The sequence below is a fragment of the Rothia aerolata genome, from assembly GCF_014635585.1.
GTDB classification, from domain to species: domain Bacteria; phylum Actinomycetota; class Actinomycetes; order Actinomycetales; family Micrococcaceae; genus Rothia; species Rothia aerolata.
Genome location: NZ_BMDC01000001.1, coordinates 178,087 through 200,008, shown reverse-complemented (window position 1 = coordinate 200,008; position 21,922 = coordinate 178,087). Strand labels below are relative to the sequence as shown.

The following is a 21,922-nucleotide window of genomic DNA, read 5'->3' as shown; positions in this document are numbered from 1 at the left end:
TAAACCGGCTTGTTACATTGGCGTAAAAAACGGGGCTAGGTGAGTAAGTATTAGCCTTGCTTACACCTCTTGCACTCTGTAAAACCCATTCTATGCATAAAATTCCATTTGTATGCAAGAGTATTCTCATTATGAAGAGGGTTCTGTTTCATATTCTGAAACAAGGCCCAGTCCCCTCTTCGTGTCGCAGCTCATGCCTGAGCCGGCATAAGTTGATAGGTTACTTCTCAGTAACGGAATCTAGGGCAGAGCATCATGAACAACAATATGTCCCCCGAAAACAGCAAGATCTTCGACCTTCTCTTCAACGCAGGTGAGGCATTGCTGCGCAGCGGTGCCAGCGCCGCCTCCACCACCAAAACCCTGCTGGCCATCTGCGCTAAAGCCGGTATGGAAAATGTCTCGGTCAGCATTACCGTGGGTCAGCTAACCGTTAGCTACCAGCCCACCAGCGATTCTTTTCCCATCTCCCGCATGCACAACATCGCTCCGGGAGTGCTCGATATTTGGTGGAGAACCCGTGCAGAAGACACCATTGAGCAGTACCTGATGGGCGACCTTGAAATTGAAGAAGCTAACCTGGCCCTGCAACAGTATTATGAGCGGAATAAATACCGCACCCTGTGGTGGTGGACCACCGCTGGCTACGGAATTCTAGGAGCCGGCTTCTCTATTCTGCTCAACGGTGACTTCACCACCACCCTGGGCGCCGTGCTGGTATCGGTCTTTGTCTCCATGCTCTTCCGATGGCTCTCCCGGGTGGGAGCACCGGGAATCTTCAGCTATGCCGCCGGTGGTTTCTGCGCGGTCTTTCTTGCCGCGGGCTTTATGTTGCTGACCAATACCGACCAGGCTACTATCTGCATTGTCTCCGCCCTTGCCTCCCGGCTAGCGGGTGTAACGGCCTACGCGGTGATTCAGGATTCAATTACCGGCTGGTACCTCTCGGCGGCAGGCCGACTCATGGATATCGCCGTGTGTACCGCGGGCCTTATCTCGGGCGTGGCAGCGGCTATCGCGGCGGCCCAGCCCTTCATTGGAGACGATATTCAGCTGGTTACCCTGGTCTCTGCCGAATCAACCAACTGGTTCTATTCAATCCTCGGCGCAGCGCTGGTGGCCGGTGGCTTTGGCCTGGCAAGCGGCGGCTGGAAAATTCGCCTGCTGGCCCTTGTTATTTTAGGCAGCCTTGCCGAGGTCTTTTACCTGATTCTGTCCGAGTCCTTCGAGGTCAATACCTACTCAGCTATCTTCACGGTGGGAACCATCATCGGTGGCCTCTGCGTGCTTTGCTCCCGCATGGTCAGTCTGACCTCCAACGCTTTGATGCTGGTGGCGCTACTCCCCCTCTTCCCCGGCCTGATGATCTACCAGGGTGCCCTGAGCTACTTCTTCGGCCTGGGCGATACCTCTACCTCCCTCATGGAAGCTCTGGTGACCACCTACTGCCTGTCGATGGGCGGAACCTTAGGCCAGTACCTGCTCTCTCAGCTGCTCTGGCAGATTCGCAAACGCCAGTTCTTGCGAACCCATCCCGACAAACGCTTTGACCGGGACCTACAGCACGAGTACCAGGCCAAGGACATTATGCTGCCGGTCTTCAGCAAACCCTTCAACGGCGCTGAGCCCAGGGAATAGAAAATGGCCTGTTCTCCACAGGAGAGAACAGGCCATTTTTACGCTCTGACTAGCTTACTTTTTCAACTGTGGCCTCTTGATCGGAAGCCTTTTCAAGCCTGCGGGCCCGGGCGCCAAAGACCAGAAAACCAATCAGGCCCAGAAGAATCAGGGCACCGGACGTCCAGATATGCACGCGCAGTCCCAGGAACATCTGCGCGTTATCGATACGCAGAAAGCTCTCAATCATAAAACGACCTACCCCGTACCAGAGCACGTAGAGCCAGAAGGTCTGCCCCAGCTTCAGCACAGCCTTTCGCCCCAGAACAATCAGCACTATCGCACCGAGCAGATTCCACAGAGACTCGTAGAGGAAGGTGGGGTGAAAGAGGGTACCCGGCGGGTACTGGCGGGGGAAGTTCCCCGAGAAGTAGTCAATCTCCAGGCCCCAGGGCAGGGTGGTGGGCTTACCGAAGAGCTCCTGGTTGAACCAGTTTCCCCAGCGGCCAAAGGCCTGCGCCAGAATAATACCGGGGGCAGCGGCGTCGGCAAATTTCACCAGGGAGATTCCGTAGCGGCGGCAGGCAAGCCAGGCACCCAGACCGCCCACCGAAATTGCACCCATAATGCCGATACCGCCCTCCCAAATCTTTGCCCAGCCCCAGGGGTCAACGCCGGGGCCGAAGTAAGAGGCGGGGTCGGTAATGAGCACGTGGTAGGCGCGGGCACCGACAATGCCAAAGGGAATCGCCCAAATGGCGATATCCCAGACCCGCTCGGGGTCCTCGCCCCAGCTCTTCCAGCGGCGGGAGGTTAGCCAGAGGCAGACCACAATGCCGGTCAGAATACACAGCGCGTAAAAGTGAACGGTCAGCGGCCCCAGCGAAAACTGGCTGACCGAGGGCGAGGGAATAGAAGCTAACAGAGTTGAACCCAATCTGTTTCCTTTCTATGCTCGACCGGCAAGCTCGCGGGTCAGCGCACCCACAGCCGCCGGGCCGCCGTCCTGCAAAGCCTTAACCAGCGCAGTACCCACAATCACGCCGTCCGCATAAGCACCGATTTCTTCCACGTGCTCGCGCTTGGAGACGCCCAGGCCCACGCAGACCTTGGGGGCACCGGCGGTGCGCAGGTTCTCCACCAGGGTCTGGGCGGCGGTGTTGACCGAAGACCGCGCGCCGGTCACACCCATCACCGAGACCGCGTAGACAAAGCCCGAGGACGCCGCCGAGACCAGGTTCAACCGCTCGGTAGAGCTGGAAATCGCGGCGAGGAAGATGCGGTCGAGGCCAAAGTTATCGGAGGCTTCAAACCACTCGGAGGCCTCATCGGGTACGAGGTCGGGGGTAATCATGCCCGCTCCCCCGGCCTCTGCTAGGTCGTGGGCGAAAGCGTTAACGCCGTAGCGCAGAATGGGATTCCAGTAGGTCATGACGACGACGACCGCCTCGGTTGCCTCGCTGATTTCCTTCACGGCGCGGAAAACATCCTTGACGTGAAAACCGTTGCGGATTGCCTCTTCGGTTGCCCGCTGAATCACCGGTCCATCCATTACCGGGTCGGAGTAGGGAATACCCAGCTCAATAATGTCTGCACCGTTCTTGCCCAGTTCAATAGCGGCGGCAATTGAGTCATCTACGGTGGGATAGCCCACGGGCAGGTAGCCAATCAGCGCGGCACGGCCCTCTACCTGGCATGCCTCAAGTTTTGCCTTGAGCTTGGAATCGGGGTTGGGCGCGGGAAACTTCTTCTCGAGCACGGAGAACTTGGCAGCGCCGGGAATTTTGTCCTGATAGGTCATTACTTCGCCTCACGTTCCTTGGTAGCCTCGGTGTTACCGGTCAGCAGGGTTGAGCTAGGGATTGCCTTGCCCAGGCCGAACCATTTGAGCGCGGTTTCCATGTCTTTATCACCGCGGCCCGAGAGGCAGACAATCATAATCTTCTGCTTGGCCGCCTCGGGATCTTCAGCTGCCCATTCCTTGGCCACCCGCACGGCACCCGCCAGAGCGTGAGCCGATTCCAGGGCCGGAATAATGCCCTCGGTCTGGCAGAGCAGGCGCAGGGCGTCCATTGCCTCGGTGTCGGTCACCGGCTGGTAGCTCACCCGGCCAATATCGTTGAGGTAGGAGTGCTCGGGGCCCACACCCGGGTAGTCCAGACCGGCAGAAATCGAGTGGGACTCAATGATCTGGCCGTCTTCATCCTGCATCAGGTAGGTTACCGCGCCGTGGAGCATACCCGGCCGGCCCAGATTGATGGTGGCAGCGTGACGGTCGGTGTCCACGCCGTCACCACCGGCCTCAAAGCCATAAATCTGCACGTCTGAATCGTCCAGGAAAGCGTGGAACATACCGATAGCGTTCGAACCGCCACCCACGCAGGCAGCGATGCCGTCGGGCAGTCTGCCGGCTGATTCAAGAATCTGCTCGCGAGCCTCTGAACCAATGGCATCGTGGAAGAAGCGCACCATGGCGGGGAAAGGGTGCGCCCCGGCAGCGGTACCCAGCAGGTAGTGGGTGGTCTCAACATTGGCAACCCAGTCGCGCAGAGCCTCATTAATGGCGTCTTTGAGGGTGCGGGAACCGGTCTGCACCGCAATCACCTTGGCACCCAGCAGCTGCATACGCGCCACGTTCAGCGCCTGACGCTCGGTATCTTCCTCCCCCATATAAACCACACACTCCATGCCGAAGAGGGCGGCGGCGGTAGCGGTGGCAACACCGTGCTGGCCTGCACCGGTCTCAGCAATCAGACGGGTTTTGCCCATGCGCTTAGCCAGCAGAGCCTGGCCAATCACGTTGTTAATCTTGTGGGAGCCGGTGTGGTTGAGATCTTCTCGCTTGAGGAAGAAGCGCACGCCCCCGGCGTGCTCGGAGAACCGGGGCACCTCGGTCAGCAGCGAGGGGCGGTTAGAGTACTCCCGAGACAGACGGCGGAACTCCGCCATGAACTCCTCGTCTTCGCGAGCCTTATTGAAGGTCTCTTCCAGTTCCTCCATGGCAGCCATGAGCGACTCGGGCATCCACTGGCCACCGTACTTGCCAAAATAGGGTCCGGGGGCATTCTTCAGGGACTCCCCCGGTTCACCCAAAAACTGGTCTACAAGATTCTCAGTCATACTCGACTACCTATCTTTAGTTGCGATTCAAAAACTCAGCGCGAGCAGCCGCGCCCGCTTCACGGAAATCCCGTACCGACCGGGTCGGCTCACCCGATTTCACCAGCGCCTCACCCACCAGCACAGCCTGCGCTCCGGCAGCCGCGTAAGCAGCGACGTCCTGCGCACCAGCCACACCCGACTCAGCCACCGTCACAGCATCGGCCGGCAGGTGGGCAGCCAGCTCGCCAAAGTGACCGTTATTGACTTCTAAGGTCTTGAGGTTACGAACGTTCACGCCCACAATCTTGGCTCCGACCGCCTTTGCCCGCTCAATCTCTTCAACGGTGTGGGTCTCCACCAGAGCGTTCATGCCCAGCTGGTGGGTCAGGTCGAGAAAACGCTTGAGGGTCTCGTCGTCCAGGGCGGCAACGATTAGCAGCACAAGGTCGGCGCCGAAAGCGCGAGCCTCCCAAATTTGATACTCGTCTACCGTGAAATCCTTGCGCAGCACCGGAATGTTCACGCGCTCGCGCACCGCTGCCAAATCTGCCAGCGAACCCTTGAAACGGCGCTGCTCGGTCAGCACAGAAATAACAGCCGCCCCGCCCGCTTCATAGGACGCCGCCAGGTCGGCCGGGCTGGGAATATCGGCGAGTTCTCCCTTAGAGGGCGAGGAACGCTTCACCTCAGAAATAATTTCCACTGTCTCGGGGCTGGCTCCGCATAGAGCCGCTAGAGCGTCCAGAGCCGGTTTCTGCTGCCGGGCGCGCTTTTTCATCTCGTCCAGCGGGGTCTGCTCCATGCGCTGGAGCATATCCTCGCGAACGCCCTCAATGATTTCGTCTAGTACAGTTGCCATACCCTTACCTCTTTTTCTTACACAAAAGCGCCCCGCTGCGGTGCGGGGCGCTCTTATGTCACCGTGAAAACTTAGTGATGCTTGTACTTGGTCTTTGCACCACCCTGGCCAAAGCCCATGCCCTTGAGAACCAGACCGGCAACGATACCGAGTACCATAATGGCTGCGCCCGTAATAACGATGGGCCAGTGGAAGGTATCAAAACCTACAGCAGCGATCACGGCGCCAACGCAGGTGATAATAACAAGTGCCCACGCGGCAACGGTGTTGCCGTGGTTGGGGTAGGGCAAGGGAGAGTCAAGTACAACCTGCTTCTCAGCCATTTTTACTCCTTGAATGTGTGTGCCCGTGATGCTGCACGGGAAATGTTCTCTACAAGTCTAAGCCATAGGGCCAGCGCCACCACAAATATTCGCCTATGTTGCTCGATTTAACGTTGACGATTTCTCGCTGTTTTCATCAGGCCCACCAGCTCGAACAGTACTTATCGGGTGGGGTCAACGCCGTCGGTCAGCGAATCCCAGGTGTCGATTTCATCCATCTCCTGCCCCGCAGCGGTGCGACCCCGCTCGTATTTGCGGCGCTGGGGCCACTTTCGGCTGGCCACCGCCGCCCAGAGCGCTGCCAGCAGAATCAGCAGGGCGCAGACCAGGGCAATCCAGGGCCAGGAACTGAAGGTATAGTCGGCGGCTGAGCCCACCATGCCGGTGGCCTTACCCACCTCGGTCATCGACGCTTCATCGGGGTTTCCCAGCACCTGAAGAACCGAAAAGCCCATGCCCACCGCAGCCAGGGCCACTACCGCGGCAACGATCAGGCGAGCCTTGGGCCCCACAATCCGAATCGCTAACCCGCCCGCCAGGGCCACCAAGGCCAGCGAACTCACTGCCGGAGCGGCGTCCGACCCCGCAACCGCAACGTTGGCCTGCGAGAGGGAGGTGTGAACCTGCGCGGTAATCCAGGTGGGCAGGGTGGTGCCAAAGGCAATGGCTGCGGTGGCGACCATCAGCAGCATTACCCGTCCCGGGGCTGCCCAGCCCTGTTTCTTGGGCTGGGGTGATTCATGGTTTTCTAAGCTGGCGTTGGATTGCTCCACGCTTAACCAACTCCCTTGTCTGTTGAGGTGTGTGGTGCTTGGGCTAGTCATGCCGGAATTCGGTCTCCAGCGGTTCAAGACCCGATGCTGTGAGGACGGCGCGGAGAGGGGCGGCCGACTTGTTGACGGTCTCCTCTGCCTCCAGGGCGGGCACGGAATCCATCACAATACCCGCGCCAGCCTGAACGTAGGCTTTGCCGCCCTTGAGCAGGGCGGTGCGGATAGCGATCGCCATGTCCATGTTTCCGGCAAAGTCGAAGTAGCCGCACACGCCACCGTAGACCCCGCGAGCTACCGGCTCGTACTCATCGAGCAACTGTAGCGCACGAGGCTTGGGGGCACCTGAGAGTGTGCCCGCGGGAAAGGCAACGCGTAGCACATCGTAGGCTGTCATGCCCTCTCGCAACTGGGCGGTGACGGTAGAGGAAATGTGCATCACGTGGCTGAAACGCTCAATTTCCATGAACTGGGTGACGTTGACGGTACCGGGCACTGCAATGCGCGAAATATCGTTGCGGGCCAGATCGATGAGCATGAGGTGCTCGGACCGTTCCTTCTCATCAGCCAGCAGTTCTTCTGCCAGGCGCTGCTCTTCTTCGCGGCTGGCACCGCGCGGGCGGGTGCCAGCAATGGGGTGGGTGGTCGCCTCGCCGTCCTTGAGCGTCACCAGTGCTTCGGGCGAGGAACCGACAATCTGGAAGGGCTCACCCTCTGGGGTTTCAAAGTTATAGAGGTACATGTAGGGCGAGGGATTGGACTGGCGCAGAATGCGATAGACATCCAGGGCCTTGGCCTTGTTTTCCACCTCGAAGCGGCGGGAGACGACAATCTGAAAAACGTCCCCATCAATAATGTTCTTTTTGGACTTATCGATGGCATCAAGGAAACCCTGCTCCGCCCAGGTATGCTCCACTTCGGTGCTGATTCTACCCTGGACCTTCTCAGTACCGGTCAAAGTTGCAACCGTGGTCTGCGGCTGGGGGTTGGCCAGCTTGGCCAGCATCTGGTTGAGACGGTCCACGGCGTCCTCATAGGCGGCGTCCACATTCTCATCGGTGCCGTTGAAATTGACGGCGTTGGCCACCAGGGTCACGGTACCGTCGGTGTTATCGTGAATCGCCATGTCGGAGACCAGATTCAGGACGAACTCGGGCAGGTTGACATCGTCAGCGGGTCGGTGGGGCAGCTTCTCCCAGTGGCGCACCACGTCCCAGCCCATGAAGCCCACCAGGCCGCTGGTCAGCGGCGGTAAGCCCTCCAACTTCTCGGTGTGGAGCATGGCCAGGGTGGTTTTGATAGCCTCCACCGGATCCCCCTCGGTCGGCGCACCCGAGGGAGTCATGCCCTGCCAAAAAATCTCACCGTCTTTGGTGGTCAGGGTTGCCTTGGAATGAGCGCCGATGAAGGAATAGCGCGACCACCTACCGCCCTCGGCAGCGGATTCCATCAGAAAGGTGCCCGGCTGCGGGTCGCCGTCCTGCATGGTCAGCGTGCGGTAGATTCCAATCGGGGTCAGCGCATCGGCAAGGATCTTTGCGCGCACCGGAATCACCCGGTGGTTCTTGGCAAGCTCGCGGAATTCGCTCAGGCTCGGCTCAACGGTTCCAAGGTTCTGCATGGGGTCTTCCTCTCGGCAGATACGTGGTTCTTGGTTAACTTGTTGGTTTGCGCGGCTCAGCCGCAGCGCCGCCGGCTTAGGCGGCGGGACTCTCTGCGACGACGGCGTCCAGGCTACCCCCAGCCTCAAAGCAGGTTCTGGTGCCGGTGTGGCAGGCGGCCCCTACCTGATCAACCTGCACCAGCAGAGCGTCGCCGTCACAGTCGATTTCTACCTGCTTGACGTACTGAAAATGGCCCGAGGTATCCCCCTTACGCCAAAACTCCTGACGCGAGCGCGACCAGAAGGTGACCCGCCCCTCGGTGAGGGTGCGGCGCAGGGCTTCGTCGTTCATCCAGCCCAGCATCAGCACCTCTTTGGAGTCATACTGCTGAATAATGGCGGCAACCAGCCCGTTGGGGTCTCGCTTGAGCTTGGCTGCAATGGCGGGGTCGAGCTGCACGGGTATTCCTTACACCTGGCTTGATTTATATACTTTGAACAATTACATCTACTGTAAACCAATTGGGGAGAACCACGTGAATGCTAAGTCGCCAATGGATTTTATGGCTGCCCGTTTTGCCTCAGCAATTATCTACGACAAGACGTGGGTGCACAGGGTGGTAGACTCCCTCACCTTTGAAGCGGGAGAAGTTATTAACTCGCAGTCAGTCTCGCTTGATTTAACTGTTCCCGACCTTCCCGCCTGGCAACCAATCGAAAAAATTCTTGGGTCAGGTGCAACACCCAAGTGCTCTGAAGATTCCTGGAATTTGGCTCACCGCAGGGAGAAAGACCAGATACCGGTGCCCCTTGCTTTGCTTCTTAAGGGTGTTATTGACCAGCTAGACATCACCTTAGAGGGGAAATCTCTTCCAACTCTTACGAGCAATGAAAATCGCCTCTTAACGATTATCATGGTCAAACACGCGGTGCTGGAGATTATTCCAGATGCTTTCTCTTTAGATGAAGATATTGACAGTATTCTTAGCGGTTCAGTCTCAGATTTTGAGGCTCTAGATATAGTTCAAGAACTTATCAAGGTGGCTGAATCTTCGTCGGTTGTTGCTCATAAAGCCCATGCATTATTGAATTTCTTGAATAATCTTATGGACCAGTTTGTTCTATTTGCCCTGGCACCCGCATCAGTTGTTGGTCAGCGCGTTGTAATGAAGTACAAGATTTCAAGTTCAGCAGGCCCAGCTCAACAGGCTTCTACTTTTCCCGCCCTGTTACTTCCCTTCAAGTACCAGTATGGGGCTGGAACCTGGTGGTCAGAGGCAAGCTATCACGTTGATATTACTGTTCCAACCGACCTGGTTATCTCACAGGTACGGGTGAGCCTGCCAGAACAACCCGCTGTATCAGAACCGTTTAGTACCCCCAATTCTCACCGTTTTCATGGGTACATTTCTTCGCAGGAGCTGAAAGAATCTCCCCTCAAAATCTTAACTTTGAAACTTGAACCAAGTTTTCAAGGCATAAGAAAGTGGAGCCTGTGGCTGTCGGTTCTCTTCGCTCTAGGCTTTATCTTCGCAGCGATAGTTCAGTTTCAGCCGGGAGGTCTGGAAGCACCCATGCTTCGGTCTTCGGTGACGCTTCTGCTCGTTACCCCGGCCTTGATGCTTTCGTGGTTGGCCCGCAATGCTGAACATCCCTTTGTCGGACGAGTGCTTGCCCCTATTAGAACGTTGCTCATCTTTCAGGCTTTGATCCTCTATCTCAGCGCACTCAACTTAGCGACCCAGCTTACTCATTTTTGGGTAATTGGATGGATCATCTGCTATATCGCAGCGTTCCTTGTCTCTGCATATGCTTTATACGTCCACGGCATGATTTTTAATAGGGGGAAAGCCCTCTAGCTCACCAGAAGATGTAGAATATCTACCAGAAGAAAGGTAAGGAGGTAGCCTCCATGCGTATCCCGAGCTACTCTGCCCTGAAGAAGAAGACTAGTTCTAAAACAGTAAAGCCTTCTCGCAATACACATCAGCTTTGGTCGGGTTCGAAGATTGTGCAGTACAAGACTCCTGCGCAAAGAAGCGAAGAACAAGCGACCTCACACTACCAGGCTAAAACCGCATAGCACAGACTTTACCTAGCCCCTGCCCAGTGCAGGGGCTACTTGTATCAGGAGTTTATTTTGTCTCTCACCTCAGCAGAACTCATAGCCTACGAACGTGCCGAGATGGTGCGGGTCTTACGCGAATCTGACCCAAGCGCGCCCACCCTCTGCGAAGGCTGGGAAGCCCGCCACATGCTGGCCCACCTGCTCTTGCGAGAATCCTCTGTTTCTTACGCGGCCGGGGTGGTGGGCGGCCCGTTGGGTGCCCGCACTGACAGACTCACTGATGAGCTGGCCGAGAAGCTGGCAAACCGGTCAGAGTATGACGCTGCTTTGGCGCAGTTCGCTTCTCTCCCCGGGCACCTAAAGATGCGCTCGCGCAAGCCTGCCGCCGATGCCGCCATGAACACCATTGAGTATTTTGTTCATTGTGAGGACGTCGTTCGGGCGGATTCCGCGCGGAAGCCTCGGGTTGAGCGTCGCGAGGTGCAGGAGAAAATCTGGGCAGACCTAATCAAACGTGCCCGCATAATGTTTGGCAGGAGCTTTAAGAATGGTCTGATTCTGGAGGCACCCGGCTACTCCCCTGTTGCGGTGACTGTGGTTGCCCCGCCCGCCGGTCACGTTGCCACCGTTCTCTCAGGCGAACCGGGCGAACTGCTGCTCTATCTCTTCGGCAGAGAAGAGGCGGCTCAGATGAAGGTCAGCTAGCCCCGGCCCATAGGCCACTTTGGTTGGTTCTGTGCAAACTTATCTGCACAGAATCAACCACAGTGAACTATTATTTCAACACCATCGAATAACGAAATTCCTCAACAGGTGTCGGATATACTACTTCATACATCAAGTAAACTCCTGATCCCCCTGAGGAAAAGTCTTGTCCCCCATCAGAAAGAAACGCTCTGCCGTCTATCCTCCAGCAACCCCGCCAAGGCAGAGCAAAAAGAAAACATCGCTCCGCACTAAAGCACTCACCGGCCTGGGTATTTTCGCCCTGCTTGCAGGTTGCGGAGCACTCATCGATACCGATGAAGAATCAACCACAGCAAGTTCTACCTCAAGCTCGACAGCAGCGCCTTCTCTCGAGCGATCATCTGAAAGTCCGGTTACCCCAAGTCCGGCAGTAACCTCTGAGAGCCCTTCAGAAGAACCAACTCCTGAACCCACCTCAGAGCAGGCAGAACCCACGGCTGTTGCCCTCGATGAAGAGACAAACGCAGCTGAGATTCCTGCTTTAGGAACCGCCGATGGTTCCGACGCACAGTCAGCCATGGATACCCTCAACACCCTTGAAGTCAAGGGCCGGGCACCCAAGACTGGATACGACCGAGCTCTCTTTGGCCCAGCCTGGGCAGACGTAGACCGCAATGGTTGCGATACCCGCAATGACATTCTCCGTCGTGACCTGGTAACAATCACTGTCAAAGCTGGCACTAACGGTTGTGTTGTTATGACAGGCACTCTCCACGACAATTACACCGCCAGTGTGATTGACTTTCAACGGGGTAATAGCACATCCAGCGCCGTCCAAATTGACCACGTCGTAGCTCTCTCCGATGCCTGGCAGACCGGAGCACAGAACCTCAGCGTTGACGAGCGCGAAGCCTTCGCTAATGACCCCCTCAACCTGCTGGCGGTAGACGGACCCACCAACCAGCAGAAGTCGGATGGGGACGCCGCCACCTGGCTTCCGCCCAACTCCAGCTACCGCTGTACCTACGTAGCTAAGCAGATTGACGTGAAGGCAAAGTACCATCTGTGGGTCAAGCCCGCTGAAAAAGACGCTATGATTAGCATTTTGGAGAACTGTGGCGCTGAGGATTTTACTAGCGAGCCCGAGCCGGTTGAACCTGCCGAGCCGACTCAAACACCGGTATATGAAGCTCCTGCCCCGGTAGAGCAGGCCCCCGTTCAGCAAGCACCGGCGGCGCCTGCGGCTCCCGCAGCGCCAGCTACTCCGGCTGGACCTTTCCCCAACTGCGATGCCGCCCGGGCAGCTGGTGCAGCCCCTGTATACGCAGGTCAACCTGGCTACCAGCCCAAGCTAGACCGCGATGGTGACGGCGTAGCTTGTGAAAACTAATCACTAGGGGGCAATCCCGATGGCAAATCGGGCACGCCCCATCCGGTGACGGTAATTGACCGCCAACTGGCCCTCAACACGGTCAAAGGGCCATACCCGGGGCCAGTTGCTGGTCAGCGCCCTGCCCCAGTTGGCAGAAAGTTGTGACTCCAGCAAAATAGTTCACTTTGGTTGATTCTGTGCAGATAAGTTTGCACAGAATCAACCAAAGTGAACTATAGCTGCCGCGTTACCGAGTAGAAGGGGCTACTACCTACCGCACCTCATAGCCCGCTTCGCGCAGAGCCTGCTTCACCTCACCGATGGTCACTTCGCCGAAGTGGAAGATGGAGGCCGCCAGCACGGCATCGGCGCCTGCCTCAATCGCCGGCGGGAAGTGCTCGGGAGCACCGGCACCGCCAGAGGCAATCAGAGGAACCCTGGTCACTGCCCGCACTGCCCGGATCATCTCGAGGTCAAAACCCGCCTTGGTACCGTCAGCATCAATAGAGTTCAGCAGAATCTCTCCCACTCCGCGACGTTCAGCTTCAGCCACCCATTCCAAAGCATCAATACCGGTCGACTTGCGGCCGCCGTGGGTGGTGACCTCATAACCCGAGGGGGTCTCAGAAGACCGCTTGGCGTCCACCGAGAGCACCAGCACCTGGGACCCAAACCGCTCGGTAATTTCGTTGATAATCTCGGGCCGGGAAATCGCGGCGGTGTTGATTGACGCCTTATCCGCGCCGGTGCGCAGTAGCCGATCGACGTCGTCCACGGTGCGCACGCCCCCGCCCACGGTCAGCGGAATAAAGACCGTCTCGGCGGTCTGGGCCACCACGTCGAAGGTGGTCTCTCGGTCAGAGGAAGAAGCGGTGACGTCCAGGAAAGTCAGCTCGTCAGCGCCTTCAGCGTTATAGCGCTTGCCTAACTCCACCGGGTCACCGGCGTCGCGCAGACCCTCAAAATTGACGCCCTTGACCACGCGGCCGGCGTCCACGTCCAAACAGGGAATCACACGAACAGCTACACCCACGGGACATCCTTTCAAAGAAGCCCGCGACCGAAAACCGGCCGCGGGCGAAAAACCAACAGAATTTAGAGGCGGGCCGCCTGAATCGGCGAAACCAGCACCGCGCGTGCGCCTACCTCATAGAGGTCGTCCATCACCTTATTGACGTTCTTGCGCTGCACCATCGAGCGCACCGCTACCCAGCCTTCGCGTCCCAGCGGCGAGACGGTGGGCGCCTCGAGCCCGGGGGTCACCTCGGTAGCCTTGGGCAGCAGCTCCTCGGCGATGTCATAGTCAACCAGCACGTACTGGCGGGCAATGAGAATACCCTGAAGACGACGGCGTAGACGGTCGAGTTTCTCGGTTTCGGCGACTCCATCACGTTTAATGAGCAGGGCCTCCGAGCTCATCAGCGGCTCGCCGAAGGGTTCAAGACCGGCCGCGCGCATGGTGTTGCCTGTCTCGACGACATCGGCGATAGCGTCTGCCACGCCCAGCCGGATGGAGGACTCGATAGCGCCGTCGAGTCGAACAACCTCGGCACTAATTCCCTTCTCTGCCAGATAATTACGCACCAGGTGGGAATAAGAGGTTGCAATGCGCTTGCCTTCAAGCTCCTCGACCGAGGTAAATTCGCCGGCGGGGCCTGCAAACCGGAAGGTGGAGCGGGCAAAGTCCAGACCCAGCTCTTCGACGGCGGGGGCTTCAGAATCCACCAGAAGGTCGCGACCGGTGATGCCGGCGTCCAGGGTTCCCTTACCCACATAGACCGCAATATCGCGTGGGCGCAGGTAGAAGAACTCCACCTCGTTTTCTTCATCGAGAATACGGAGCTCACGGGAATCACGGCGCTGAAGGTAGCCTGATTCTTTAAGCATCTGGGTTGCCGCTTCTGAGAGCGACCCCTTGTTCGGAACTGCCACACGCAGCATAGATTTTTCCTTTGAAAACTTAGAGGTACTTGTAGATATCTTCGGGAGTCAGTCCCTTGGCGATCATCATGACCTGCAGATGGTAAATCAGCTGAGAGGCTTCTTCAGCAAACTCAGCATCTGACTGAAATTCAGCAGCCATCCACACTTCAGCAGCCTCTTCAACGATTTTCTTACCAATGCCATGAACGCCGGAGTCAAGCTCGGCAACGGTGCCGGAACCCTCGGGGCGGGTTTCGGCCTTTTCAGCGAGTTCAGCAAAAAGAGAATCGAATGTTTTCACAGTCACTACCCTAGCGTGACGACGCTCAAGGAAACTAACTGTGACCGAAGATTTCCATCATGTGGGCGTTATTCTCAGCGGGTAGACCGCGAACACCACCCAGTCACGACTCTCACAGCTTCCCTCACCGTTTACCCAGGTTCTTTTAAGTTTTAATACTAAAGTCCCCCGCTAGATAAAACGTTTTAGAGAGATTCCCCTGTGTCTAAACGCCATATTTCACGTAGGACTTTAGCCAAAGGAGCCGCCTGGGCGGCACCGGTTCTGGTGGCCACATCAACGGTACCCGTCTACGCAGCGTCAAACAGCTGTATCCGTTATACCTCTGCTGTTAGAGAATCTGATTTCCGCTACGGTAATGACGTTGTTGACAAAACCGATGACGTGACCGAAGCTTCCCTGGCCCTCAATAGCTCGCAACTTACCATTGTTGGTCTTGACAGGGACGAAATAATTCAGCGCGTCGAATTTAGCTGGTACGTGGAGTTTCTCAAACTTGATCAAATGCGAGCCGGCTACGACCAGGGCTTCTACTACCCCGATGCAGAGCAGGTGAGCTACGATTTCTCAGGTCTAGGGGCCGGGTGGGCACCTTATCAGATTAATCAGCCCAGCCCCATTTCGATTCCCACCGATCAGGGAACCATTCGGAAGACCATGTGGTCTTTGAGCTTTGCCAACACCACCAATATTGCCCGTTACAGTACTGATGCAACAGGGTGTAAGACCGCTGAAATCACCAATCTTGTGACTCGGGCAGGTGGCTTTAATGCAACTCTAAGCGATGTTGTGCCGGTTACAGGTGACCCCGGTAACTATGCTCCCGCCCAGATTTTCTACTGGACGGTGACCACTAACAAGCGCACCATCGAATTCTTCGGCTACCTTTACGACAACGACATGGTCGGTGACAAAGTCCAAAGTAGAAACGCAGGAACCAGCGATAACTGGACCGGCTCTTCTGACTGATATAGCTTCCTGGTCGAAGGCCCCAAGGTACATGTTTAACACGGAGTCCAGGTCTTACCGCCGGGAGCATAACAGCGGGGCCCGGTGTAGCCGGGGTAAGGGTTCTGTCCCTGGCCCGAATCAGGGGCAGGAGCCTGGGTAGGTTCCGGCGCCGGGTTCGGAGCGCGTACCGGCTCAGGTTGCGGAGCAGGTGCTGGCGGAGCCGCGGGGGCAGGAGGCGGTGCAGGGATATTCTGCTGGGACTGCCCCTGTTGCCGAGCAGCCTCTTCCGCGGCGATTCGGTCAGCTTCTGCTTGCGCTGCTTGATCCTGAGCCGCTGAGTTGCCGCCCGCTTCAGCCGGAGTATTTTGGCCCTTATCAGCAGCGGCTGGCTGAGAAGCGTCAGCTTTCTTCTTCTCTTCTTCCTTTTTCGCCTTGCTCTCCTCAGCCTTCTTTTTCTCCTCGGCTTTCTTTTTCTCTTCTGCCTGCCGCTTAGCCTCTGCTTCTCGGTCTGCTAGCTCGCTCTTTGCCGCCCTGTATTTGCCCTTCTTGACCGCGACTCGATCTTCCAGGCGCTCTTTTAACATGACGAATGTAGCCGAGTCGATGAGGTTTTCAACATAGTCAGAATCCGCTGAAGACGAAAGATTCTCAATTTCGCTGAGGAGTTCCTGAGCTGCCTCGTATGCCGCTACTGTCTCTTCCGGAGAGGTCGCTTTTTCCAACTGCTCGTTAGCCTGCTTCATCTGGGCCTGCAGAGAGCAAGAAACCTCCGGGTCGAAGAGACCTACTTGATTGCGGGTTGCTTCTTCCTGCGCAGCTAAAATCTGGGGGTAAAACTTTTCATTAGGAGCGATTTTAATAGCGTTACCAAAGCCGTTACGCGCTATCTCTTCGTTGACAAAGGTGGAATCCTCAGTGAAAACTCCCGCCAGCAGGCGGTCGTACTTATCGGTTTTTTCTTCATCAAATTCCAGGGTAACCTTGCTGCCCTCCGGCAGAAGTTCTGTGAGAAATTCGGTAGCTTCAGGCCCCATACACTCCACCTGTTTGTTGGGGTGTTTTGTTTCAGACGTATCTATATTGAGCAAGCGCACAGTGGCGTCGTTGCCACGATAGTTCACTTCAATCGTGTCGCCATCAATAACGCGTGTGACTGTAGCTGTGTCTTCTCCGCCGCAAGCTGTCAAGATAAGCGACGATAAGAGTGCTATTCCGATAGCACCCGAAAGATTCTTGTGCATGTGTTGTCTTTCTTGGTTTTAACCCTCGTGTCTTTATAGACCTAACAAGCATATAGATTTTTTAGATAAGTTAAAGAGCCCCCTTGTTCCGCCTTATTTAAGGCGGAACATAGGGGGCTTTTCTCAGAAGCCTCTGGGACTAGAGTTGCTTGAGAACCACCGCGGTTTCCAGGGCTGCGGCGGTAGCCTCAAAACCCTTGTCCTCAGATGAGTCTGCCAGGCCAGCTCGGTCCAGCGCCTGCTGCTCGTTATCGCAGGTCAGCACGCCAAAGCCCACCGGGGTCTTAGAATCCACAGCAACCCTGGTCAAGCCGCTGGTGGCAGCCTCACACACGTAGTCAAAGTGCGGGGTACCTCCCCTAATCACCACGCCCAGGGCAACCACCGCATCGTAGCTTTCAACCAGTCGAGCCGCCGCCACCGGCAGCTCAAAGGTACCCGGCACCCTCACCAGAGCGACGTCCTCAATTCCCGCCTGCTCGGCAGCCCGCTGGGCACCGGCAACCAGGCCGTCCATCACCCGGGTATGCCAAGACGCCGCCACGATAGCCAGCTTCAGGTTCTTCATGGTTGAAGGGTCAAGGTTTGTTGTAGCAGCTCCTGCACCGCTCATGATTTTCTCCTTAGGGTTCTACTCTGCCTCAGAAAAAGGCAGAAGGTGATTCATTCTGTCTCGTTTAGTTTCAAGGTAGCGCGCGTTCTCCGCGCGGGGCTCAATGCGGTCTGGCACCAGACCGGCAATTTCAATGCCCAGCTCCCCCAGCGACATTTCTTTGGCGGGGTTGTTGGTTATCAGCCGAATCTTGGTCAGCCCCAGCCGGTGTAGAATGACGGCGGTCTGCCGGTAGTCGCGCTCGTCGGCTCCCAGCCCCAGCCGGAGGTTGGCCTCAAGAGTATCCAGCCCCTGATCTTGGAGCGCGTAGGCGCGCAGCTTATTGACCAGCCCAATGCCGCGGCCCTCATGATTCTTGGTGTAGATCATATAACCGCCAATACGCTGAATAATCTCTAGCCCCTGTTTTAACTGGGGGCCGCAGTCGCAGCGAAAGGAACCAAAAATATCGCCGGTGGCACACTCCGAGTGAACGCGCACCGCCGGTATTCCAGCTAGCTCGTGCGGCACGGGCTGACCCTCGGCGGTCATGGCCTGCACCGAAATATGTTCGCTTCCGTCAGCAAAGGCCCAGGCCTGCATGGAGAACACTCCCTGGGGCGTGGGTACCAGCACGGCTTCCGAGAAATCGAGCAGCTGTGGATTAGGCTCAGGCCGCAGGTTCTGTGGATCCACCCTCCACTGACTTCCAGTCATTTGTTAACCTTCAGATACTCAACCAGGTCAGCTATGGCAATCATGGGCAGGTTATGTTCCGTTGCAAAGGTGCGCAAAGAGTCAAAGCGCATCATGGAACCGTTATCGTGCACCAGTTCAGCGATTCCGGCGACTCCCGAAAGTCCTGCCAGCTGGCACAGCTGCACCGCAGCTTCGGTGTGGCCGGGTCGCTCCGCCACGCCGCCGTCCACCGCCCGCAGTGGGAAAACGTGACCCGGCCGGGTCAGCGATTCGGGGCCGGACTCAGCCGCTGCCAGGGTCTTGAAGGTGGTTGCGCGGTCGAGAGCGGAAATTCCGGTGCTTTCCACCGCCATAGCATCGCAGGAGACCGTGTAGGCGGTTCCCTTGGGATCCTGGTTGTTCTCAAGCATGGGAGGCAGGTTCAGCTCGTCTGCCCGAGCGTTGGGCATGGGAGCGCACAGCACACCCGAGGTAAAGCGCACGGTAAAGCCCAAAAGTTCCTCGGTCGCGTGCTCGGCGGCAAAAATAATATCGCCCTCGTTCTCGCGGTCTTCATCGTCAACGGCCACTACGGCGCGGCCCTGCCGAATTGCCTCTACCGCACTTTCAACAGAATCAAGACCGTGGCGGCCACCCTGCTGTTCAGCGGTATTAAAGGTGTGCAGTGCCCTACCCCCATAGGCGGGCACATAGGGCGAGACCTCCAAAATCCGCTGGATGTACTTGGCGAGCGCATCGGTTTCGAGATTCACGGTGTCGCCCACGGTCAAGCCCCCCAGGGTGGTGGCAGCCAGGGTCACCGGTATCAGACCGATTTCAAACCAGGCCGGGCTTTCGTCGGGGGCTGAGACGGCGGTGACGGTCAGCGAGGCGCCCGAGACGGTAATCGATCCCTTCTCTACCAGGTGGGCGGAGAGCTCGCGGGGAATGCTGATTCTCAGAGTTCGCCAGGATTCATGGTTGATGACCTTGGCGACCGTGCCCAGCCCGTCAACGTGCCCCTGCACCACGTGGCCGTCAAAACGGCCACCGGCTGGCATGCAGCGTTCGAGGTTCACCTGTGCACCCACTTTCAGCGCGCCCAGGTTGGTTCGTTGTAGGGTTTCGCCCATGACGTCGGCGATGAAGCGCCCCGGTGCTAACCCCTCGGTGCGGGTTGCGGTGAGGCACACGCCGTTGACCGCCAGAGAGCCTCCCTGCCCCAAATCGTCGATGATTTCTCCGGCATCGACGGTAATGATAGCCGCTTCTTCATCGCCCGAAATACTCATCACGGGCTCGATTTTTTCTACGGTGCCCACTGCACCGACAATTCCTGTAAACATGGTCTTCTTTCTGTGGTTCGTTTAGTTTCGAGGGGCGAGGTGCAGGCGAAGATCCTCGCCCAGCTGAATCAAACCCGGCTGCATACCCAGCTGATCAATCTCCCACTGCCCCGCCTCGCTGAGAGTCGAGATTCCGAGATCACCCACGCCACGGCGTCCTGCACCCAGCACCTTAGGCGCCTGGTACCAGAGAAGCTCGTCCACCAGGTTCTCGCGCAGAAAGGCGGAGACCACCGTGGGCCCGCCCTCGACCATCAGGTGGCGCACCCCGCGGGAGTAGAGTTCATTCAGGACGACGCGCGGGCGGCGACTGCGCACCTGTAGCACCTTGGAGTCGCGGAAGACCGCTAGATCTTCCGGCAGGTCGCGTTCCCCCATAATGACTCGCAGAGGTTGGTTGCCGCTTTCTCGCCCGGCAGAATCGCGAGCGCTCAGACGCGGGTTATCGGTGACTGCCGTTTGGGTACCCACCAGAATGGCATCTGCCCGCTGCCGCAGCTCGTGGCCGTCTGCCCGTGCCTGGGTACCAGTAATCCACTGGCTACTGCCGTCTTCTGCGGCAATGAAGCCGTCTAGGGTTGAGGCGATTTTAGCGGTGACCCAGGGCCGCTTAGCTTCGGCTGCGGCAAACCAGCGCCGGTTAATCTTCTCTGCCCGGTCTTTGAGCAGGCCAGACTCCACGGTGACTCCCCTGCTGCGCAGGTAGGCCGCACCTCCGGCGGCGTCCTCGGTCTCATCACCAATTGCAAAGTGCAGATAGGAGACTCCGGCATCAGCCACCGCCCGGGAACAGGGACCGGTGCGGGCGGTGTGGTTGCAGGGTTCCAGGCTCACATACATGTGGGTGCCCCGCAGGTCGGTGCCCGATGCCCGGGCCTGAGCCAGGGCATCGGCCTCGGCGTGGGGGCTACCGGCACCCCGGTGCCAGCCCACGTGCAGAACCTCGCCTCGGCTGTTCGCCAGCACCGCCCCCACCAGAGGGTTAGCGCCTCGAATTCCCTGAAGCGAAGCGTCTAGGGCAAGCTGCATCAGCTGCTCACCGCTCAGTTTTCCGCCGGGTATCTCGAGAGTCTTAGCGGGCATTGCCGGGAGCTTCCACCACATCGACCGAGGGGTCAAGGTGCTGGGTCTGCACCTTCACCCGGGCGGCCTCCTGGTTGCGGGTGCGCCACCAGACGAAGAAACCGGCCAGGGTAAAGGCGCCGTAGAAGATATACATGAAAGCGGTGGCGTAGTAGCCGGCAGACCAGAGCAGGGGCGTGCCCACCACGTCAACGGCCACCCAGACCAGCCAGAACTCAACCCAGCCCTTGGCCATGCCGATGGTTGCCAGCAGGGAACCGGTGAAAATCCAGGCGTCAGACCAAACGGGTTCGTAGGAGCCCAGAGCCCGGAAAACGGGGGTGAGCACCCCGGTGCCGATCAGCATGAAAGCCACCATGAAAAGGCGCTCTTTCCAGCTGGCCCACTCGGGAACCACCGCAGCGCCGTCCGAATTCTTAGAGGTCTTCCAGCGGTACCAGCCCCAGATCGAGACCACGATGAACATAATCTGGCGGCCCGCCTGCCCCAGCATATTTGCCGCGTGCACCTGCCCGCCAAAGAGCGTACCCATAAAAACAGTAAAGAGCAGCAGATTACCGGCAATGCCCACCGGCCATGCCCATACCTTGCGTCGCATACCGCCCAGCGCAGATGCCAGGCCAAAAAGATTACCGAGGACTTCGCGCACAAGCACCGACTGATCGCCAAAATGCCACTGAGCGTCGAAGAGCCACCGCAGAAATTCCATTGTTTTCCCTTTCGCGGAGGCTCCGGGAAGAACAAAATGGGTAGCTTGAAACCGCCCGGTCTCGGGCGGAAAGAATCATTTTGCTCGTGCACCTACCATCCAGACTGTACTGTCTGCCAAGGAATTCCACCTTGCAGGTATCGGGCTTTGCCTCTGGTTGTGCAGAAGAAAAGCCGTCAATTAGCGGGCTTTTACCGCAGGTTCGGAATTTCACCGTTTCCCGGAGCACGAATTATTGCCCTCTCGTTATATCACAGGTTCCTTATCTACGGACAGTGCCCCGGCCACAGGAGGTCATACTTATACGGTTGGCCCACCCTCTACTTGCTAGGATTAAGGCTGAAAAGTAACCGTTGAAAGGCCATTGTGAGCGAGCAGAATCTTCCGAAGCGAGACACCACCTTTAAGCAGGAGCACGGCGCGGTCACCCACGCCGTCAAGCGCTCCCCCGAACGGGCTGTAGCCCGCGCTATCAAGGGATCCAGCAAATTGCTTGAGGAGAATCAGACCAAGCAGGCCCTGAACGTTCTCACCCTGGCCAAACCGGTTTTGGCTGGCCAGAGTTCTGAACAGTCTGCCGACTACTATCAGATGCTGGGCACCATCCACGAGGCTTTGGGCAACGTGTCTGCCGCCGAACGCGCTTTCGCTCGGGCGCGCGAAGCTTAAGGCCCACCGCGAGGGGTCATATATCGTT

23 protein-coding genes and 1 riboswitch are annotated in these 21,922 nt (G+C 57.7%); of the genes, 6 read left to right on the top strand and 17 right to left on the bottom strand.

From position 1 onward, the window contains the following. Window positions 1–255: 255 nt before the first annotated feature. Window positions 256–1,638, top strand: coding sequence for a threonine/serine exporter family protein (locus IEV00_RS00845; RefSeq protein WP_188358455.1), 1,383 nt, complete (start codon window positions 256–258; stop codon window positions 1,636–1,638). 49 nt (window positions 1,639–1,687) lie between these two features. On the opposite strand, the gene lgt is transcribed toward IEV00_RS00845, so the two are convergent. The 8 genes from lgt to hisI form a co-directional block, all read right to left on the bottom strand. Further along, window positions 1,688–2,554, bottom strand: a complete 867-nt coding sequence (lgt, locus tag IEV00_RS00840) for a prolipoprotein diacylglyceryl transferase (RefSeq protein WP_188358454.1) — start codon at window positions 2,552–2,554, stop codon at window positions 1,688–1,690. Window positions 2,555–2,566: 12 nt separating this feature from the next. Then, window positions 2,567–3,418, bottom strand: coding sequence for a tryptophan synthase subunit alpha (gene trpA, locus IEV00_RS00835; protein ID WP_188358453.1), 852 nt, complete (start codon window positions 3,416–3,418; stop codon window positions 2,567–2,569). Continuing rightward, window positions 3,418–4,737, bottom strand: coding sequence for a tryptophan synthase subunit beta (gene trpB / locus IEV00_RS00830; protein WP_188358452.1), 1,320 nt, complete (start codon window positions 4,735–4,737; stop codon window positions 3,418–3,420). Before trpB ends, trpA begins: the two co-directional genes overlap by 1 nt. 16 nt (window positions 4,738–4,753) lie before the next feature. Next, complete coding sequence (gene trpC / locus IEV00_RS00825; RefSeq protein ID WP_188358451.1) at window positions 4,754–5,578, bottom strand: indole-3-glycerol phosphate synthase TrpC; 825 nt, start codon at window positions 5,576–5,578, stop codon at window positions 4,754–4,756. A 71-nt stretch (window positions 5,579–5,649) separates the two neighbouring features. Beyond that, window positions 5,650–5,901: an HGxxPAAW family protein gene (locus tag IEV00_RS00820; protein ID WP_188358450.1), complete on the bottom strand. Its 252-nt coding sequence runs from the start codon at window positions 5,899–5,901 to the stop codon at window positions 5,650–5,652. A gap of 161 nt (window positions 5,902–6,062) precedes the next feature. Next, window positions 6,063–6,674, bottom strand: coding sequence for a Trp biosynthesis-associated membrane protein (locus IEV00_RS00815; protein WP_188358449.1), 612 nt, complete (start codon window positions 6,672–6,674; stop codon window positions 6,063–6,065). Window positions 6,675–6,717: 43 nt separating this feature from the next. Continuing rightward, a complete protein-coding gene (locus IEV00_RS00810; protein ID WP_188358448.1) occupies window positions 6,718–8,292 on the bottom strand; it encodes an anthranilate synthase component I in 1,575 nt (524 codons plus the stop codon). A 76-nt stretch (window positions 8,293–8,368) separates the two neighbouring features. Continuing rightward, entirely contained in the window at window positions 8,369–8,740 is a 372-nt protein-coding gene (gene hisI, locus IEV00_RS00805; RefSeq protein ID WP_188359395.1) for a phosphoribosyl-AMP cyclohydrolase, read from the bottom strand. 70 nt (window positions 8,741–8,810) lie between these two features. On the opposite strand from hisI, the gene IEV00_RS00800 reads away from it, so the two are divergent. From IEV00_RS00800 to IEV00_RS00790, 3 genes are all read left to right on the top strand, one after another. Continuing rightward, on the top strand, window positions 8,811–10,133 hold the full coding sequence (locus tag IEV00_RS00800; RefSeq protein ID WP_188358447.1) for a hypothetical protein: 1,323 nt from the start codon (window positions 8,811–8,813) through the stop codon (window positions 10,131–10,133). 281 nt (window positions 10,134–10,414) lie between these two features. Beyond that, the gene (locus IEV00_RS00795) at window positions 10,415–11,047 is read left to right on the top strand and encodes a TIGR03085 family metal-binding protein (protein ID WP_188358446.1); all 633 of its coding nucleotides are present in this window, start codon (window positions 10,415–10,417) and stop codon (window positions 11,045–11,047) included. Window positions 11,048–11,213: 166 nt separating this feature from the next. Then, the gene (locus tag IEV00_RS00790; protein ID WP_229722993.1) at window positions 11,214–12,419 is read left to right on the top strand and encodes a GmrSD restriction endonuclease domain-containing protein; all 1,206 of its coding nucleotides are present in this window, start codon (window positions 11,214–11,216) and stop codon (window positions 12,417–12,419) included. Between the two features lie 253 nt (window positions 12,420–12,672). Here the strand turns inward: IEV00_RS00790 and hisF are convergent, their stop codons facing one another. From hisF to IEV00_RS00775, 3 genes are all read right to left on the bottom strand, one after another. Further along, window positions 12,673–13,434, bottom strand: coding sequence for an imidazole glycerol phosphate synthase subunit HisF (hisF, locus tag IEV00_RS00785; protein WP_188358445.1), 762 nt, complete (start codon window positions 13,432–13,434; stop codon window positions 12,673–12,675). Between the two features lie 62 nt (window positions 13,435–13,496). Next, complete coding sequence (gene hisG / locus IEV00_RS00780) at window positions 13,497–14,342, bottom strand: ATP phosphoribosyltransferase (RefSeq protein WP_188358444.1); 846 nt, start codon at window positions 14,340–14,342, stop codon at window positions 13,497–13,499. A 19-nt stretch (window positions 14,343–14,361) separates the two neighbouring features. After that, on the bottom strand, window positions 14,362–14,625 hold the full coding sequence (locus tag IEV00_RS00775; protein ID WP_188358443.1) for a phosphoribosyl-ATP diphosphatase: 264 nt from the start codon (window positions 14,623–14,625) through the stop codon (window positions 14,362–14,364). A gap of 201 nt (window positions 14,626–14,826) precedes the next feature. Between IEV00_RS00775 and IEV00_RS00770 the strand changes: the two genes are divergently transcribed. Next, complete coding sequence (locus IEV00_RS00770; protein ID WP_188358442.1) at window positions 14,827–15,594, top strand: hypothetical protein; 768 nt, start codon at window positions 14,827–14,829, stop codon at window positions 15,592–15,594. 35 nt (window positions 15,595–15,629) lie between these two features. Here IEV00_RS00770 and IEV00_RS00765 read toward each other — a convergent pair whose 3' ends face one another. The 6 genes from IEV00_RS00765 to pnuC all read right to left on the bottom strand — a co-directional run bounded on the left by IEV00_RS00765 (window position 15,630) and on the right by pnuC (window position 21,225). Continuing rightward, entirely contained in the window at window positions 15,630–16,817 is a 1,188-nt protein-coding gene (locus tag IEV00_RS00765) for a thermonuclease family protein (RefSeq protein ID WP_229722992.1), read from the bottom strand. A gap of 139 nt (window positions 16,818–16,956) precedes the next feature. Next, a complete protein-coding gene (ribH, locus tag IEV00_RS00760; RefSeq protein WP_188358440.1) occupies window positions 16,957–17,430 on the bottom strand; it encodes a 6,7-dimethyl-8-ribityllumazine synthase in 474 nt (157 codons plus the stop codon). An 18-nt stretch (window positions 17,431–17,448) separates the two neighbouring features. Next, complete coding sequence (locus IEV00_RS00755) at window positions 17,449–18,126, bottom strand: GTP cyclohydrolase II (RefSeq protein WP_188358439.1); 678 nt, start codon at window positions 18,124–18,126, stop codon at window positions 17,449–17,451. Further along, the gene (gene ribB / locus IEV00_RS00750) at window positions 18,123–19,433 is read right to left on the bottom strand and encodes a 3,4-dihydroxy-2-butanone-4-phosphate synthase (RefSeq protein ID WP_188358438.1); all 1,311 of its coding nucleotides are present in this window, start codon (window positions 19,431–19,433) and stop codon (window positions 18,123–18,125) included. The genes IEV00_RS00755 and ribB overlap by 4 nt, the downstream gene beginning before the upstream one ends. Before the next feature lie 21 nt (window positions 19,434–19,454). Continuing rightward, complete coding sequence (gene ribD / locus IEV00_RS00745) at window positions 19,455–20,516, bottom strand: bifunctional diaminohydroxyphosphoribosylaminopyrimidine deaminase/5-amino-6-(5-phosphoribosylamino)uracil reductase RibD (RefSeq protein ID WP_188358437.1); 1,062 nt, start codon at window positions 20,514–20,516, stop codon at window positions 19,455–19,457. Then, a complete protein-coding gene (pnuC, locus tag IEV00_RS00740; protein ID WP_188358436.1) occupies window positions 20,506–21,225 on the bottom strand; it encodes a nicotinamide riboside transporter PnuC in 720 nt (239 codons plus the stop codon). Before pnuC ends, ribD begins: the two co-directional genes overlap by 11 nt. Window positions 21,226–21,308: 83 nt before the next feature. After that, window positions 21,309–21,457: riboswitch (FMN riboswitch) on the bottom strand. Between the two features lie 134 nt (window positions 21,458–21,591). Between pnuC and IEV00_RS00735 the strand changes: the two genes are divergently transcribed. Next, a complete protein-coding gene (locus IEV00_RS00735) occupies window positions 21,592–21,894 on the top strand; it encodes a hypothetical protein (RefSeq protein ID WP_188358435.1) in 303 nt (100 codons plus the stop codon). Window positions 21,895–21,922 lie beyond the last annotated feature (28 nt).